This is a genomic window from Pedobacter sp. KLB.chiD, from assembly GCF_047040275.1.
Lineage (GTDB): Bacteria > Bacteroidota > Bacteroidia > Sphingobacteriales > Sphingobacteriaceae > Pedobacter.
In genome coordinates this window covers 5,061,045-5,076,202 of record NZ_CP178207.1, presented here as the reverse complement: position 1 = coordinate 5,076,202, position 15,158 = coordinate 5,061,045, and the positions used below count along the sequence as shown (strand labels likewise).

General features: G+C 39.3%; 13 protein-coding genes. 11 read left to right on the top strand and 2 right to left on the bottom strand.

Annotated elements, in window-relative coordinates; all coding sequences use genetic code 11:
* Window positions 1-394 precede the first annotated feature (394 nt).
* The 6 genes from ACK1I8_RS21065 (at window position 395) to ACK1I8_RS21040 (ending at window position 8,779) form a co-directional block, all read left to right on the top strand.
* Window positions 395-2,266 carry a CocE/NonD family hydrolase gene (locus ACK1I8_RS21065; protein WP_412467217.1) on the top strand — a complete coding sequence of 624 codons (1,872 nt, stop codon included), beginning with the start codon at window positions 395-397 and terminating at the stop codon, window positions 2,264-2,266.
* 61 nt (window positions 2,267-2,327) lie between these two features.
* Window positions 2,328-4,193, top strand: a complete 1,866-nt coding sequence (locus ACK1I8_RS21060; RefSeq protein WP_412467216.1) for a CocE/NonD family hydrolase — start codon at window positions 2,328-2,330, stop codon at window positions 4,191-4,193.
* Window positions 4,194-4,320: 127 nt separating this feature from the next.
* On the top strand, window positions 4,321-5,976 hold the full coding sequence (locus tag ACK1I8_RS21055) for a M1 family metallopeptidase (RefSeq protein ID WP_412467215.1): 1,656 nt from the start codon (window positions 4,321-4,323) through the stop codon (window positions 5,974-5,976).
* Between the two features lie 157 nt (window positions 5,977-6,133).
* Window positions 6,134-6,865: a head GIN domain-containing protein gene (locus ACK1I8_RS21050; RefSeq protein WP_412467214.1), complete on the top strand. Its 732-nt coding sequence runs from the start codon at window positions 6,134-6,136 to the stop codon at window positions 6,863-6,865.
* 690 nt (window positions 6,866-7,555) lie between these two features.
* Complete coding sequence (locus ACK1I8_RS21045) at window positions 7,556-8,329, top strand: hypothetical protein (protein WP_412467213.1); 774 nt, start codon at window positions 7,556-7,558, stop codon at window positions 8,327-8,329.
* Window positions 8,330-8,779 carry a DUF1572 family protein gene (locus ACK1I8_RS21040; protein ID WP_412467212.1) on the top strand — a complete coding sequence of 150 codons (450 nt, stop codon included), beginning with the start codon at window positions 8,330-8,332 and terminating at the stop codon, window positions 8,777-8,779.
* A gap of 82 nt (window positions 8,780-8,861) precedes the next feature.
* Here ACK1I8_RS21040 and ACK1I8_RS21035 read toward each other — a convergent pair whose 3' ends face one another.
* Both ACK1I8_RS21035 and ACK1I8_RS21030 read right to left on the bottom strand, forming a co-directional pair.
* Entirely contained in the window at window positions 8,862-9,752 is an 891-nt protein-coding gene (locus ACK1I8_RS21035) for a hypothetical protein (protein WP_412467211.1), read from the bottom strand.
* 85 nt (window positions 9,753-9,837) lie between these two features.
* The gene (locus ACK1I8_RS21030; protein ID WP_412467210.1) at window positions 9,838-10,545 is read right to left on the bottom strand and encodes a DUF2490 domain-containing protein; all 708 of its coding nucleotides are present in this window, start codon (window positions 10,543-10,545) and stop codon (window positions 9,838-9,840) included.
* A gap of 280 nt (window positions 10,546-10,825) precedes the next feature.
* On the opposite strand from ACK1I8_RS21030, the gene fabV reads away from it, so the two are divergent.
* The 5 genes from fabV (at window position 10,826) to ACK1I8_RS21005 (ending at window position 15,082) form a co-directional block, all read left to right on the top strand.
* Window positions 10,826-12,019: an enoyl-ACP reductase FabV gene (gene fabV / locus ACK1I8_RS21025; protein ID WP_412467209.1), complete on the top strand. Its 1,194-nt coding sequence runs from the start codon at window positions 10,826-10,828 to the stop codon at window positions 12,017-12,019.
* A 153-nt stretch (window positions 12,020-12,172) separates the two neighbouring features.
* Complete coding sequence (locus ACK1I8_RS21020; RefSeq protein ID WP_412467208.1) at window positions 12,173-12,712, top strand: GNAT family N-acetyltransferase; 540 nt, start codon at window positions 12,173-12,175, stop codon at window positions 12,710-12,712.
* A 304-nt stretch (window positions 12,713-13,016) separates the two neighbouring features.
* Window positions 13,017-13,469 carry a cold-shock protein gene (locus tag ACK1I8_RS21015; RefSeq protein ID WP_205059235.1) on the top strand — a complete coding sequence of 151 codons (453 nt, stop codon included), beginning with the start codon at window positions 13,017-13,019 and terminating at the stop codon, window positions 13,467-13,469.
* 513 nt (window positions 13,470-13,982) lie between these two features.
* Window positions 13,983-14,669 (top strand): SIMPL domain-containing protein, encoded by a 687-nt coding sequence (locus ACK1I8_RS21010; protein WP_412467207.1) that lies wholly within the window; start codon window positions 13,983-13,985, stop codon window positions 14,667-14,669.
* A 98-nt stretch (window positions 14,670-14,767) separates the two neighbouring features.
* A complete protein-coding gene (locus ACK1I8_RS21005) occupies window positions 14,768-15,082 on the top strand; it encodes a hypothetical protein (RefSeq protein ID WP_412467206.1) in 315 nt (104 codons plus the stop codon).
* The last annotated feature ends 76 nt before the right edge of the window (window positions 15,083-15,158 follow it).

The following is a 15,158-nucleotide window of genomic DNA, read 5'->3' as shown; positions in this document are numbered from 1 at the left end:
TGTTTATATCAATTATCTATCAGACGTCAAAAGCGTCTAAAAGATTATCCTTTAACCATATTTAACTAAATTTTGATAAATTAATGACGAATAGCGAATCAGGTTGGAAAACAATATCCAATAGCACAGCTATGCCCCATTAATTTTCTTTCCGATGATCTATAAATAACCGAATTTTCTTTTGCACGGCTACTAACAAGGTCTGACTTTGCCATCATCCGTCATCATCCTGCGTCTTCCATCTTCCATCTTACATCGTACATCCTACATCTTACATCGTACATCGTACACCCTACCCTCGTTTCCCATACTAACAAACCTTTTACGCACTATATTTTTCTTATCAATCGTTAATCTGCCTATATTTAAATTTTATTCCTAAAAACCAGCTCAAATGAACCTTAGCAGAATTTTTGGCCTTTTGTTTTACCTGTTTATTTCTAACGAATTAATGGCTCAACAAACCGATTCGGCATATGTGAGACAAAATTACACCAAAATAGAACGTCAAATTCCTATGCGAGATGGAGTGAAGTTATTTACTTCCATCTACATACCAAAAAATCAATCCAAAAAATATCCATTGTTAATTAACCGTACGCCTTACACGGTTGCTCCTTATGGTGAAGATAAATACAAATTAAGCCTGGGCAATTTCCCAGCCATGATGCGCGAGGGATTTATTTTTGTTTATCAGGATGTGCGCGGCCGCTGGATGAGTGAAGGAACTTTTGAAGATATCCGTCCTCAGCTGGTTGGAAAGAAATCTAAAACTGCAATTGATGAAAGTACGGATACTTACGATACTATTGATTGGCTGGTTAAAAACGTAAAAGGAAACAATGGAAAGGCTGGCATTTATGGCATTTCGTATCCTGGTTTTTATTCTACCACCTCTTTGCCAAATGCTCACCCGGCACTGAAAGCCGTTTCTCCTCAGGCACCGGTTACCGACTGGTTTATGGGCGACGATTTTCACCACCGTGGTACCCTATTTTTAATGGATGCCTTCAGTTTTATGAGTAGTTTTGGGGTGCCGAGGCCTAAGCCCATTACACCGGATAAAGGACCAAAAGGCTTTCAGTTTCCTATTCAGGATAATTATCGTTTTTATTTAGAAGCCGGATCAGTTAAGAACCTGAAGGAACGCTATTTTGCAGACAGTATTAAATTCTGGAACGATTTATTTAAACACCCGAATTTAGATACCTTCTGGAAAGCACGTTTAATTACTCCTCATCTAACCCAGGTAAAGCCCGCCGTGATGGTGGTGGGCGGCTTTTTTGATGCCGAAGATGCTTATGGAACTTTTGATACCTATAAAGCTATTGAAAAACAGAATCCCGGCGCCAATAATATTCTCGTTGCAGGCCCCTGGTTCCATGGCGGCTGGGTACGTAGTGATGGTTCTTTTCTTGGCGATATCAACTTTGGCAAAACCACCAGTATTGATTATCAGCAACAGTATGAACTACCTTTTTTTAAGCATTATTTAAAAGGAGAAGGAGATTTTAATGCAGCAGAAGCCAATATTTTTGTAACCGGAAGTAACGAATGGAAAAAATTCAATACCTGGCCTCCACAAGAAGTAGAGAGCAAAAATCTTTATTTACAGCCTAACGGAAAGCTCAGCTTTGAAAAAGTTGGCAGAACTGATAGCTGGGATGAATATGTGAGCGATCCAAATAACCCGGTACCTTACCAGGATGGCGTTCAGGCCAGGCGTACCCGCGAGTACATGATAGACGATCAGCGTTTTGCAGCCCGCCGCCCAGATGTTAAAACTTATCAGACTGACGCCTTAACGGAAGATATTACCCTAACCGGACCTGTGCTGGCCAATCTTGTGGTTTCTACTACCGGAACCGATGCTGATTATGTAGTTAAATTGATTGATGTTTATCCTGAAGAAGCGCCAAACCCAATACCGAATCCCAAAAACTTAATTATGGGCGGTTATGAAATGCTGGTGCGCGGTGAAATTATGCGCGGAAAATACCGCAACAGTTTCGAAAAACCTGAACCTTTTGTTCCTGGCGCCATTACCAAAGTAAATTATCCGTTGCCGGATATCGCGCACACCTTTAAAAAAGGACATAAAATCATGATCCAGATTCAAAATTCATGGTTTCCCTTGGCCGATCGCAATCCCCAGAAATTTATGGATATCTATCAGGCCGAACCACAGGATTTTCAGAAGGCGACACATCGAATTTATCATGATGTACATAACAGTTCTTTTGTTACTGTTTCCCTATTGAAGTAACTCATCCCCGGTTCGTGTCCCTACGAACCGGAATCAAAATCCAGCTTATTATCCTTAAAAAATGAAATACTTAAAACTACTCATGATCCTGCTTTCGGCATCCACAGCCTTTGGGCAAAGCGATGCAGGATATTCAAAAACAAATTATACCAAAAAAGAAGTGTACATCCCCATGCGCGATGGCACCAAACTTTTTACGGCTATTTACACTCCAAAAGATGCGTCAAAGGACAAAAAGTATCCGATGATAATGCAGCGTACCTGTTATAGTGTTGCCCCTTATGGCGAAGATAAATTTCCTGCACGTTTAGGTCCGTCAGACTTGATGATGAAAGAGGGTTATATCGTAGTGATGCAGGATGTACGTGGCCGGTGGAAAAGCGAAGGTACCTGGACCAACATGACACCTGTTATCGATAATAAAAAATCGAAGAAAGATGTGGATGAAGGCTCTGATACTTATGATACTATCGATTGGTTGATTAAAAATGTAGCCAACAATAATGGTAAAGTGGGGCAATGGGGTATTTCTTATCCAGGTTTTTATACCGCGGCAGGCATTTTAAGCAATCATCCTGCGTTAAAAGCATCCTCACCACAGGCTCCCATTTCAGATTTCTTTTTCGATGATTTCCACCATAACGGAGCTTTTCTGCAAAGCTACTTTTTTACGTTCCCATTGTTTGGTGTACAGAAAACAGATACGACTTCAAAACCCTGGTACAATAACCAGCTGATTCTGCCGAAAACCAAAGATGGCTATCAGTTTGCGCTAGACCTTGGTCCATTATCCAATGCCGATAAATATTATAAAAACAACTTCTTTTGGCAAGAAACCATTAACCATCCAAACTATGATGAATTTTGGCAAAAACGTGGTCTGCTAAAACATTATGGCACCATCAAACCTGCAGTAATGGTAGTAGGCGGCTGGTATGATGCGGAAGATTTATCGGGACCGTTGAACATATACAAAACCATCGAAAAGAAAAATCCTAATGCTTATAATACCATCGTAATGGGTCCTTTCGGACATGGCAGATGGAGCCGCGAAACCGGCCACACCATGCACAGCAACGTGTATTTCGGCGATAGTATCGCTACTTTTTACCAGAAAGAAATCGAAGCTAAATTTTTCAACCATTTCTTAAAAGGCAATGGAGATAAAAACACCGGATTGCCGGAAGCCTATATGTTTGATACCGGTAAGAAACAGTGGGAAACTTTTAACAAATGGCCGGCAGAAAAAGCGAGTAAACAAAAATTATACCTGGGTGCCGATGGTAAGTTAAGCATGAGTGCTCCTACAGCGCCAGGGTCTGTAAATTACATCAGCGATCCGTTAAAACCTGTTCCATACACCGAAGACTTAACCACAACATTAGGTTTTACTCCACACAACTATATGAGCGAAGACCAGCGTTTTGCCGGCAGAAGACCTGATGTGTTGGTGTACCAGACCGATGTATTGGATAACGACATCACTTTGGGCGGCGAAATTATGTCGCACCTTAAAATTGCCACTACCGGTACCGACGCCGATTTTATAGTGAAACTGATCGATGTATATCCGGCCGATGAGCCGAACAATCCTTATATGCCAAACAAGAACATTACTTTGAGCAATTACTGGCAAATGGTACGTTCGGAAATAATGCCGGCCCGTTTCCGCAACAGTTTTGAAAAACCAGAGGCATTGGTGGCCAGTCAAAAAACAGACGTAAATTTTCAATTGCAGGATGTGTTGCATACCTTTAAGAAAGGCCACAGGATTATGATCCAGGTGCAAAGCACAGCTTTCCCGTTATTTGCCCGTAATCCTCAGAAATTTGTAGAAAATCCTTATAAGGCAACCGAAGCAGACTATATTAAAGCCACGCAAACCGTTTTTAATGATAGTTTTATCGAAGTTGACGTGATAAAATAAGCTCACGCTCGTTTCCAAACGAGCGCGTAATCATTAATCGTTTCTAACGATTATAAACCAATTAAAATATACCAAAGCCTCGGTTCTTATACATAGAGACCGGGGCTTCGCTCAACCAACAAACAAAATGAAAAAACTATTTATCTTTTTTGCACTGGCATTCAGCATTCCAATTGTGCAGGCACAAATGCTGGGCAAAAACCAAGTCAATTCACGGGCTGATAGCCTTCGTGGGACACTTACTTCGTTACGTACCTGCTATGATATTAACTATTACCACTTAGACGTAAAAATCGATATCGATCAGAAATCCATCGCCGGAAGCAACGAATTTGCTTTTACCGCAACGCAGGATTTCAACAGATTACAGTTTGACCTTTTTGATAACCTGAAAGTAGACAAGGTAGTGTACAAGGGTGTTGATTTACCTTTTACCCGCGAGTACAATGCTGTTTTTGTAACCTTCCCTAAAGCAATTAAAAAAGGAAGTAAAGATAAATTCACCGTTTTTTATTCAGGGAATCCCACTGTAGCCAAAACACCGCCCTGGGATGGTGGTTTTATCCTTAAAAAAGATGCTGCAGGCAATCCTTTCGTTTCTGTGGCCTGCCAGGGTTTAGGCGCAAGTGTATGGTGGCCCAATAAAGATCACCAGAGCGATGAGGTAGACAGTATGCTCATCAGCATTAGTGTCCCTAAAACTTTACAGGAAATATCTAACGGAAGATTGAGAAATACGGTAGATCAACCTGATGGGTACAAACAATACAACTGGTTTGTTGCTAACCCCATCAACAACTATGATGTGACTTTTTACATTGGGAAGTATGCCCATTGGCAAGATACTTATGATGGCGAAAACGGCAAACTCAGCATTGATTATTGGGCCTTACAAACAGACAGTGCCAAAGCCCGCCCGCATTGGGATGCAGATGTTAAACCTATGCTAAAATGTTTCGAGTATTGGTTTGGCCCCTATCCATGGTATAAAGATGGCTACAAATTGGTTCAGGCACCACATTTGGGTATGGAACATCAAAGTGCGGTTGCGTATGGCAATCAGTTTAAACCAGGTTATTTAGGCAAAGATTTAAGCGGTACCGGACATGGCTTAAAATGGGATTTTATCACCATCCATGAGAGTGGCCACGAATGGTTTGGAAACAGCATTACCGCGAAAGATATCGCCGATATGTGGATTCATGAAGGTTTTACCAATTATTCTGAAGTACTGTTTACAGAATGTACCGAGGGTAAAGCTGCTGCTGACGAGTATGTAATCGGACTACAAAAAATTATTCAGAATGATAAACCTTTAATCGGTCCTTATGGCATAAACAAAGAAGGCTCTGGCGATATGTATCCGAAAGGTGCAAATCTGGTGAGCATCATCCGCCAACTCATTAATAATGATGAAAAATTCAGACAGATTCTCCGTGGCCTGAACAAAACTTTTTATCACCAGACAGTTACCACTGCGCAGGTTGAACATTACATAGCCAAACAAAGCGGACTTAAATTAGATAAAGTTTTCGATCAGTATTTACGTTATACCAAGCCGCCTGTTCTGGAATATAAGATTAACAATGGTATCCTTTCCTATCGTTGGTTAACTGATGTTAAAGGATTTGATATGCCCGTACGGGTAACCTTAAAAGCCGGTGCATATACTTTGATCAACCCTACCAATGATTGGAAAACCATTAAAGTGGATGCCGGCATCAACAACGATAATTTTAAACGTGATCCGTTGTTTTATATCAATATAAAAAAGGCGAATTAAATCCTAGAGAGTCAAGTTAATTAAATTTGACTTCTCTTTTTACGTAAAGTAGAAATTACTGATGAAGAGAATTAAATTTCATCATACGCAACTTTTTGAAAAAACCGACGTCTTATAAAAAAGCTCATTATTTATCTAAAAAACAAAATCGGTAATCATGAAAAAAGTATTTGCCATATTATTAGCCTCCCTTTCATTAAGCTTTAGCATTAATGCAGTTGCAAAAGACCAGATCAGCACCCACACTTTCAGGAATAATAACGACGATAGAGACGTAAAAAATTTCAATGGCGTTGCTGTAGCAGGTCCTATAAATGTAATCGTAACTTTCGGAAACAGCGAAAGCTGTCGTTTAGAAGGCGATGCAGAAGCATTGGCCACAATTGTTACTGAAGTTAAAAGCAATATTTTAGTGATCCGTCCGCAAACCAGCATCACCAGTTGGTCGAGAAAATACGAAGGCAAAAAGATAACGGCTTATGTTTCGGCAAAAGAATTGGCGAGTTTAACCGTTAGCGGCGATGGAAGCTTAACTGTAAATGGAAAAATCAGCACGGGTAGCCTCACAACAACCCTTAGCGGTTCAGGAAATATCAAAGCAACAGCTGATGTAGATAACTATAGCGGTGTAATCAGCGGATCAGGTTCAATAAACATTACAGGGGTTGCAGACCATTCGAAAGTAGTGATCAGCAGCTCAGGCACTTTTGCCGGTAAATCTTTTACTACAAAAACATTAACCAGCACCATTAGTGGTTCAGGAAAGGTTAATATTGCAGTTAGCGAAAGCATCAGGGCTGTAATCAGCGGATCAGGAAGCGTTAACTATTCTGGTAATCCAACTGTCGATAAAACGGTTATTGGCTCAGGTAGTGTAAGAAAAGTATAAGATTCATTACCTTAAAAGGAACGCTCCGGAGAAATTTGGGGCGTTTTTTTATTCACTTTGCAGAAAAATATTTTTTCTTTTGGAAAGCAAATACAGAAGCCGTTGGGTTTACGATAGAAAGGTCTGCCCAGGTAATTTAAACCTGACAGGAGCGGGCACGAACGCAGTGAAGTAAAGCGGATGGCAGGGCTTTCGCCACCGATGCCCACAGGATCCTGTTTTTCAAAAAAAGAAAATTGGTTTTTCAGCAACAACTATTGCTACCCGGAAACTATCCTGTTTTTTGGAAAGCAAATACAGAAGCCGTTGGGCTATAGCAGTCCCGCCATTTGCTTTAGCCCTGATGAAAACCTGTAAAACCAGCAAGCACACCAAAATATAAATAAACCGGTGCTTAATCAGGGGCTGCCGCGGCTGTCGCCCGCCTGCACGGGCAGGGGTTTGAGATAGAAAGGTCTGCCCAGGTAATTTAAACCTGACAGGAGCGGACACGAACGCAGTGAAGTAAAGCGGATGGCAGGGCTTTCGCCACCGATGCCCACAGGAACCTGCTTTTCAAAAAGAAAATTGGATTTTCAACAAAACAACTGTCAGTACTCCATACAAAAAAGATTTATTATGGTGCAAAAACACATGATACACAGTGGTATTCGGCTCAAAAAATTATATTTGCTTAACAACCTCCGTATAATGAAAAAAATATTTTTAGCCTTTTTATTAATCTGCTCTGCCTGCTTTATTTATGCACAGGATCAAACACTCGACAAAAAATATCGCTCGGTGGTTGCCGGTTTTATCAAAGTGGTTAAAAGCGGAAACATACAAAAGCTAAGCAACAAAATCAGTTATCCTTTAAACAGGGCCTATCCTATTCCGCCGATTAAAAACAAACAGGAATTTATGAAGCGTTATCAAGAGGTATTTGATGGCAACCTGATTAAAAAAATCACTAACAGCAAAGTAGAAACCGATTGGAGCGATGTTGGGTGGCGTGGTTTGATGTTGCTACGTGGTGAATTATGGCTTGATGCCGACGGAAAATTAATCGCCGTTAATCACCAATCGAAGCTGGAAGCAAAAGAACAAGCCAGGTTGATTAATTTGGAGAAAAAACACGTTCACCCCTCAATAGCCAACTTTGAACAACCGGTTCTTGTTTTCGAAACTGCTCAGTACCGGATCAGGATCGATGATCTTGGTAATGACAATTACCGTTATGCCTCATGGCCGATAAAAAGTAAAATGAGCGATAAGCCTGAATTAATTTTAACCAATGGCAAATTTAAGCCTGATGGCAGTGGGGGAAACCACAATTACCAATTTAAAAGCGGCGACTATGTATACACCTGTTTTATCATTGTAATGGGCGAAAAAGATGCTCCTCCTGCACAGCTGATGATTAGTAAAGCCGGAAAAGAAATATTATCACAACCCGCGAAAAAAATCGCTCCTTATTCAAAATAAATGCTTACCGAAACACTTAAAAAACTTTTTGACCGGGATCTTACCAAGCTGAAATCCGAAATTGAGGCTTACCAAAACGAGAAGAACCTTTGGCGGATAGATCATGGCATTACAAACCCGGCAGGGAACCTCTGCCTGCACCTTGTGGGTAACCTGAATACCTACATTGGCACTACTTTAGGTGGCACCGGTTATGTCCGGAACCGCGAACTGGAGTTTTCCCTGAAAGATATCGCAAAGCAGGAACTGATCAACATGATCGAAGCGACCATAACCGTTGTTGGCGAAACTTTAGGCCAGGTAAGCCAGGAGCAGATGGATAACGAATATCCGATACCGGTATTAGGAGAAAAAACCTCTACCGAATTTTTCCTGGTTCACCTCAGCACACATTTAGCTTATCACCTGGGGCAGATTAATTACCACAGGAGATTACTGGATGAGCAGTAGAGTGTATTAAAGACTTTTCGACAAGCTCAAAGTGACAATCTTAGGGATAAGCTACAACTTATGATGCAGTCGCCAAAATCTTTTAAAACTGAACTCCGAGCAGCCACATATTTTCAATATAATTAATCTTCTGACTAGCGTGATCGTACTCGTCCCAGCCTGTAGTATGTACATGTGTTAAATTCGTGGCACCAAATTTTGTGGTATTCTGCAGGTAAACATTTTTCCAAACATAAAACTTAAGTCCAACTTTTGCCGAAATGCCATAACCCGAAATACTAAAATGGTTATTTCTACCCTGTCCAAAAAGGCGTACATCTGAGCGTGGCACCATTAATCCGCCACCCAAGCCTGTCTCTAAAGTTAAAGAGGTATTGCCACCAGGTGCAACCCAGATATCATCGTAACGTTCAATTTCAATATTGGCATAGTTGAAGCCATCCGTATGCTCATAAGTAAGCATATTTTCTTTCACGTTAATACTTTGGCCATTATAATCGCCAGCGAAGCTTCCTGTAGGCGTATTTGTTGGTGAAATATTCGGACCTATATGACCATTAATTGTAACGGTTTGCGGAATATCCATTACATATTTCATGTGATCCCAACCGATGGAAATGCTGTAATTATCTTTAAGAAAATATCCAACGCGGATATCATACTGGGGAACCGTAATTAAACCGGGATTTAAATAGCTCCAGCTTAATTTCGATTGTCGATCGTGTGCCACTACATCCTTTAAAGTAAAATCGTAATTAGGACCCTGAAACCTGATATCACTCTTACCGTACCAGGAACTATTATAACCCCAGTTGAAAAAGAAATCGCCCTTACGCGAAAAATTTCTTCTATGCATGGGGTTAAATAAGCTTTTAGAAGCTGATGTACGGTCTGTTACTGAACCTTGAACCTCCTGTGCCTGTATCCGCCTGCCAAACAAAAATGCTAAAAAAAGAATGGTAATTTTTTTCACAAGGCAAATTGAGCAAAAAGGCCAATCATTTACAACAGGTTTAACAGTTCGGCCAGGTTATGATGCAAAAAATGACTTTAAAACATTAAAATCTGGTGTATACCGCCAGCTGGATAATATGATTAACCGTATTGTTCGAAAGGCCATGTAAAGCCTGGTTCATATAACCAGCTTCCAGATCGAACTGCTTTGAAAAACGATAGCCTGCGGCAAGATATAACCTGTTTTGGTCAAAAACACTATTGTTGATTTTACTCTTGTTCTGAAGGTTTAAGAAAACTTCATCCTGCAAGGCCACAAAAGCACCCTTTGTAAATACAGGTTGTGTTTTTTGCAGGGGTTGTATCAATCTTACAAAATAACGGAACCTTTGCGAAAATGCGTCTTCTCCGGTTCTGCCAATAAAACGTTGCTCAACCCTAAACCTGTGGCTGGCAAATACCGAACTGATTTTATGATTATAAATATACTGCTCAAAAATACGGTGTTCGTGCAGCGTAAGATCAGCACTTCCCATCACTTCGGTTGTGGTGGTCTGCCAAAGGTAACCCAGCGCAACATTACTTTTATTATTAATGAAATATTGCAGCGCAGGCCTCACCAAAGTATTTCTCACATATCCCCAATCATCGGCTGAACGGACCTGAAGATCAAATTGCAATCCCCATTTATCATTAAATTTGGTATTATTTAAAAACATAAACCAACCCGAATTTTGATGTTGGGTCTGCGCATATAGCTTTCCAGATGCCATGATGAATACCATCACGGCAGATAACAATAGTTTTTTCATAATAGATAATCCGGTTTTACCTGTGTGCCGCTAAGTTAGTAGAAATATGTGAAAGTCAGAAGTCCGGAGTCCAAGGTCCGAAGTCAAATCGCCAAAAACTATTGTATTAAACTTTGCGCGCTTTGCACAAACCTTTGCTCACTTTGCGGTTAAAAACAAATTTCATTTAAGGTTAAAGAATTAAAAATATATCTTCGTTAAAGATTTGGACATTAAGGTATTTTCAACAGCCTTAAAACTGTGCTTATTTTAACATTACAAAACGTAAAAAAGAACAAAAATGATTATTGAACCTAGAATGAGGGGCTTTATCTGTTTAACCGCACATCCTGATGGCTGCGCGCAGAACGTAAAGAATCAAATTGAATATGTAAAATCTAAAGGAGCCATCAACGGTCCTAAAAAAGTGTTGGTTATTGGTGCGTCAACCGGTTTCGGTTTAGCTTCGCGTATAACTGCTGCCTATGGCTCTGGTGCTTCTACAATCGGCGTATTTTTTGAAAAAGCACCTTCAGAAGGTAAAACTGCATCACCAGGCTGGTACAATACTGCAGCCTTTGAGAAAGAAGCCCATGCTGCCGGTTTATACGCCAAAAGTATAAACGGTGATGCATTCTCTAAAGAAATTAAAGAAAAAACCATAGAGCTGATCAAAGCTGACCTTGGTCAGGTAGATCTTGTCATCTATAGCCTGGCTTCCCCGGTAAGGAAACACCCTGATACCGAAGTATTGCACCGCTCTACATTAAAGCCTATTGGCAGTAGCTATACCAATAAAACTGTCGATTTCCATACTGGTAATGTGAGTGAAATATCCATTGAACCTGCTACCGAAGAAGATATCGCAAATACCGTTGCAGTAATGGGTGGCGAGGATTGGGCCATGTGGATTGATGCCTTAAAAGCAGCAAATTTGCTTGCCGATGGTGCTACCACTGTTGCCTATTCTTATATCGGCCCTGCTTTAACCGAACCAGTATACCGTAAAGGAACTATTGGAAGAGCTAAAGATGATTTGGAAGCAACTGCGTTTAAAATAGCAGATAAACTAAAAGATATTGATGGCAAAGCCTATGTGTCTGTTAACAAGGCATTGGTAACCCAGGCGAGTTCTGCCATTCCGGTAATTCCTTTATATATTTCATTGTTGTATAAAATCATGAAAGCAGAGGGCGTTCATGAAGGTACGATTGAGCAGATCCAACGTTTATATGCGGATCGATTATATACCGGCAACCCAGTTCCTGTTGACGAAAAGGGAAGAATCAGAATTGACGATTGGGAAATGCGTGAGGATATCCAGGCTAAAGTGGCCAAACTCTGGGAAGAAGCTACAACCGAAACTTTACCTGTAATAGGCGATTTACCAGGTTACAGATCTGATTTCTTAAGCTTATTTGGGTTTGAAGTTGATCAGGTTGATTATCAAAAAGAGGCTCAGGAAGTAGTAGAAATTGAAGGTTTGGTAAATTAAATAGCTAATTCATAAGAGATGCGTCATTCCCGGCTTGATTGGGAATCGTAATGCCAGGAGCTTTAAGATTTCCAGGTGTGTGGAAATGACGAATTTTAAACCATAATTACAAAAGGCTGGCCTTAAAACCAGCCATTTTTTATTACAAATAATATGAATTTCGATTTACAGCCTACATTAGTAAACGATCTGATTACCGTAGTTCCCCTAAAAGCAGAAGATTTTGAAATCCTTTTTACAGTAGCTTCAGATCCTTTGATTTGGGAGCAGCACCCCAATAAAGACCGCTACAAAAAAGCGGTATTCAAAAATTTCTTTAAAGGTGCAATAGAATCAAAGGGTGCTTTTATTGTTTATGAAAACGAAACCAATAAGGTTGTGGGCAGTTCGCGTTACTACGAATTGGATGAGACAGACCATTCGGTTGCCATTGGTTACACATTTATTGCCCGGACGTTTTGGGGCAAGGGACATAATAAGGCTTTAAAAACGTTAATGTTCGATCACGCTTTTCAATTTGTAGATAAAGTTGTATTGCATATTGGCGCTACTAACTTCCGCTCGCAAAAAGCAATTAAAAAATTAGGTGCAATTAAAACCGCTGAAATAGAAGTAGCCTATTATGGTGAACCCTTAAAATGGAATTTCGTTTATCAGGTAGATAAAAATAAATGGCTTAAAAGCATTAAGTGATAACCACAGGATTTCCACGGATAAACACAGATATATCCTTAAATTCAATCGTCATCGTCTGTGAAATCGAAGTTTGCATTTGCAACGTAATAAACATCAGCTTTTAATCGCCGATTTCCACACACCAAATCAGCGATGGTGCTTTGCGTACCTGTTCATCTTTTACGATTTGCAGCTCTTGAATGATACAAATCCTGATGACAAGATGATAACCTAATAAAATCGTGTTTATGCTTTAGTATTGTTATCTTTGTGTAATTCTCCATTCCACTTACCTTTCAAAAACAAAACAATTAAATAAAATATGGCTAAATCTCAGGCAACATACAGTAAAAAAGAGAACGAAAAAAAACGATTAAAAAAACAAAAAGACAAACAAGAGAAAAAAGAAGAGCGTCAGGCTAATGCAAAAAAAGGTTTATCGCTTGAAGATATGATGGCTTACGTTGATGAAAACGGAAACATCTCTTCCACTCCACCGGATCCGAAGAAAAAGAAAGTAATCAATACAGAAGATATTCAGATCGGCATTTCAAGACAAGAGGACATCATCGATGAAAATCCTGTAAAAAAAGGAACTGTTACTTTCTTCAATGACAGTAAAGGTTACGGTTTTATAAAAAATACTGAAACTCAGGATAGTATTTTCGTTCATGCAAACGGTTTAATTACCCAGATTAAAGAAGGTGATAAAGTTACGTTTGAAGTAGAAATGGGCCAGAAAGGACCAACGGCAGTTAAAGTATCAAAGGTATAATAACCATCGCTCAATTCTCTTTGCAACTCCCAATTGCAAAACATGATTAAAATTTTGCAGAAAACTCTGCTGCGCCAGGTTTTATAACCGTTTATAATTCCGTCTATTTAAGCATAAAACCTTGCGCATAATTTTCTTCATTGTGTATTTTCCTCTGCAAGGATAGATTAGTTTTTAAGGAATTTAGATCTCTAAACAATAGGAGACCTGAATTATTCCAGCATTTACCCATTCCAAAAATGCATGCTATCTGATTTCGCCTCACCAGCCGGCGATAATTTATCATACTGTAAATAAATCACATAGGATTATTAAAAGGAAAAATTGTAGCCTTTAAATGGTGATAATCGTTTATGAAATAAAAAAAAATAAAATCTCGGTGTGGAATTTGCATATGGTTTACATCATTACAGTACACACAATGACAATAAGGTTATGAAACCTGCATGAGCAACCAACAGCTAGATAAAAAAGCTTATGCTAGCTTCATAACCATTAAAAACACTACAAATTATGAAAAAGTTAATAGCACTAACACTGGTTGCATTTTTAGGTTTATCATCAGCGATGGCTCAACAAGTAGATTTACGCAGAAAAATTAGCGTAAGTGGCACCGCAGAAACAGAAGTTACCCCCGATATCATTTATATCGGCATTTCGCTTAAAGAATATTTAAACGGAAAGAAAAAAGTTGACATTACAGAATTGGAAAAACAATTGTATGCCGCTGTACAAAAAGCGGGTATTGCAAAAGAGAATTTAACCATCAGCAACTTAAGCAGCTGGAACTATGCCACAGAAAAAAAGAAAAACCCCGATTTCCTGGCCAGTAAACAGTACCGTTTAAAAGTTAGCGATCTGAACAAATTCAATGCTATACTAGAATCTATAGATGCTAAAGGTATTGCCAATACAAATATTGAAAGTTACGATTATTCCAAAATCGAAACGTTAAAAAAAGAGCTTAAAATCAAAGCTTTATTAGCGGCAAAAGAGAAGGCAGCATATATGGTCGCCGCTCTAGGTGATAAACTAGGTGGTGTGATCGAGATCCAAGATGGAGGAGACAATGTAATGCAGCCTGTTTACAGAAATTATGCAATGAAAGCTGAAATGGCTGACGCCAGTAGCGCTCCTGAAATTGATTTTAAAAAAATTAAACTGAATTTTAGCGTAAATGCGATTTTCGAAATCAAATAAGCATTTTAATAATTAAAATTAATCCTTTTAAAACCTACCAAGAACATTTTGGTAGGTTTTTTGTTACCTAGAGATTGAACACTAAAAAATTAAATATTATGAAAAAATTCATTTACACACTTGCGCTGGTATTTGCTTTAGGCATTAGTTTTAATTCAGCTCAAGCGGCTGACAAACCTGCGAAAAACCCAACAGAATTATCTGCAGAACAAGCATTAAAACTGGAAAAAATCAAAACCCGTGTTGAAGAAATCAGAGACATGGACAAATCTAACTTAACGAGAGCAGAACGTAAAGCTTTACGTAGCGAGTTAAAGGAACTAAAAGGTCAGGCACGTGCTATTTCTGGTGGCGTTTATCTTTCAGTTGGTGCAATTATCATTATCATCTTATTATTGATCCTGATTTTATAATTATTAAAAAAACATCTATCTATAAAAACAAAAAGCTTTGCAGTATTGCAAAGCTTTTTTTATGCGCGTCTTGCGA

Bases quoted from the DNA above. Each gene is read 5' to 3' on its own strand.
- ACK1I8_RS21065 (WP_412467217.1), top strand. From the start codon at position 395: ATGAACCTTAGCAGAATTTTTGGCCTTTTGTTTTACCTGTTTATTTCT.
- ACK1I8_RS21060 (WP_412467216.1), top strand. From the start codon at position 2,328: ATGAAATACTTAAAACTACTCATGATCCTGCTTTCGGCATCCACAGCC.
- ACK1I8_RS21055 (WP_412467215.1), top strand. From the start codon at position 4,321: ATGAAAAAACTATTTATCTTTTTTGCACTGGCATTCAGCATTCCAATT.
- ACK1I8_RS21050 (WP_412467214.1), top strand. From the start codon at position 6,134: ATGAAAAAAGTATTTGCCATATTATTAGCCTCCCTTTCATTAAGCTTT.
- ACK1I8_RS21045 (WP_412467213.1), top strand. From the start codon at position 7,556: ATGAAAAAAATATTTTTAGCCTTTTTATTAATCTGCTCTGCCTGCTTT.
- ACK1I8_RS21040 (WP_412467212.1), top strand. From the start codon at position 8,330: ATGCTTACCGAAACACTTAAAAAACTTTTTGACCGGGATCTTACCAAG.
- ACK1I8_RS21030 (WP_412467210.1), bottom strand. From the start codon at position 10,545: ATGAAAAAACTATTGTTATCTGCCGTGATGGTATTCATCATGGCATCT.
- fabV (WP_412467209.1), top strand. From the start codon at position 10,826: ATGATTATTGAACCTAGAATGAGGGGCTTTATCTGTTTAACCGCACAT.
- ACK1I8_RS21020 (WP_412467208.1), top strand. From the start codon at position 12,173: ATGAATTTCGATTTACAGCCTACATTAGTAAACGATCTGATTACCGTA.
- ACK1I8_RS21015 (WP_205059235.1), top strand. From the start codon at position 13,017: ATGGCTAAATCTCAGGCAACATACAGTAAAAAAGAGAACGAAAAAAAA.
- ACK1I8_RS21010 (WP_412467207.1), top strand. From the start codon at position 13,983: ATGAAAAAGTTAATAGCACTAACACTGGTTGCATTTTTAGGTTTATCA.
- ACK1I8_RS21005 (WP_412467206.1), top strand. From the start codon at position 14,768: ATGAAAAAATTCATTTACACACTTGCGCTGGTATTTGCTTTAGGCATT.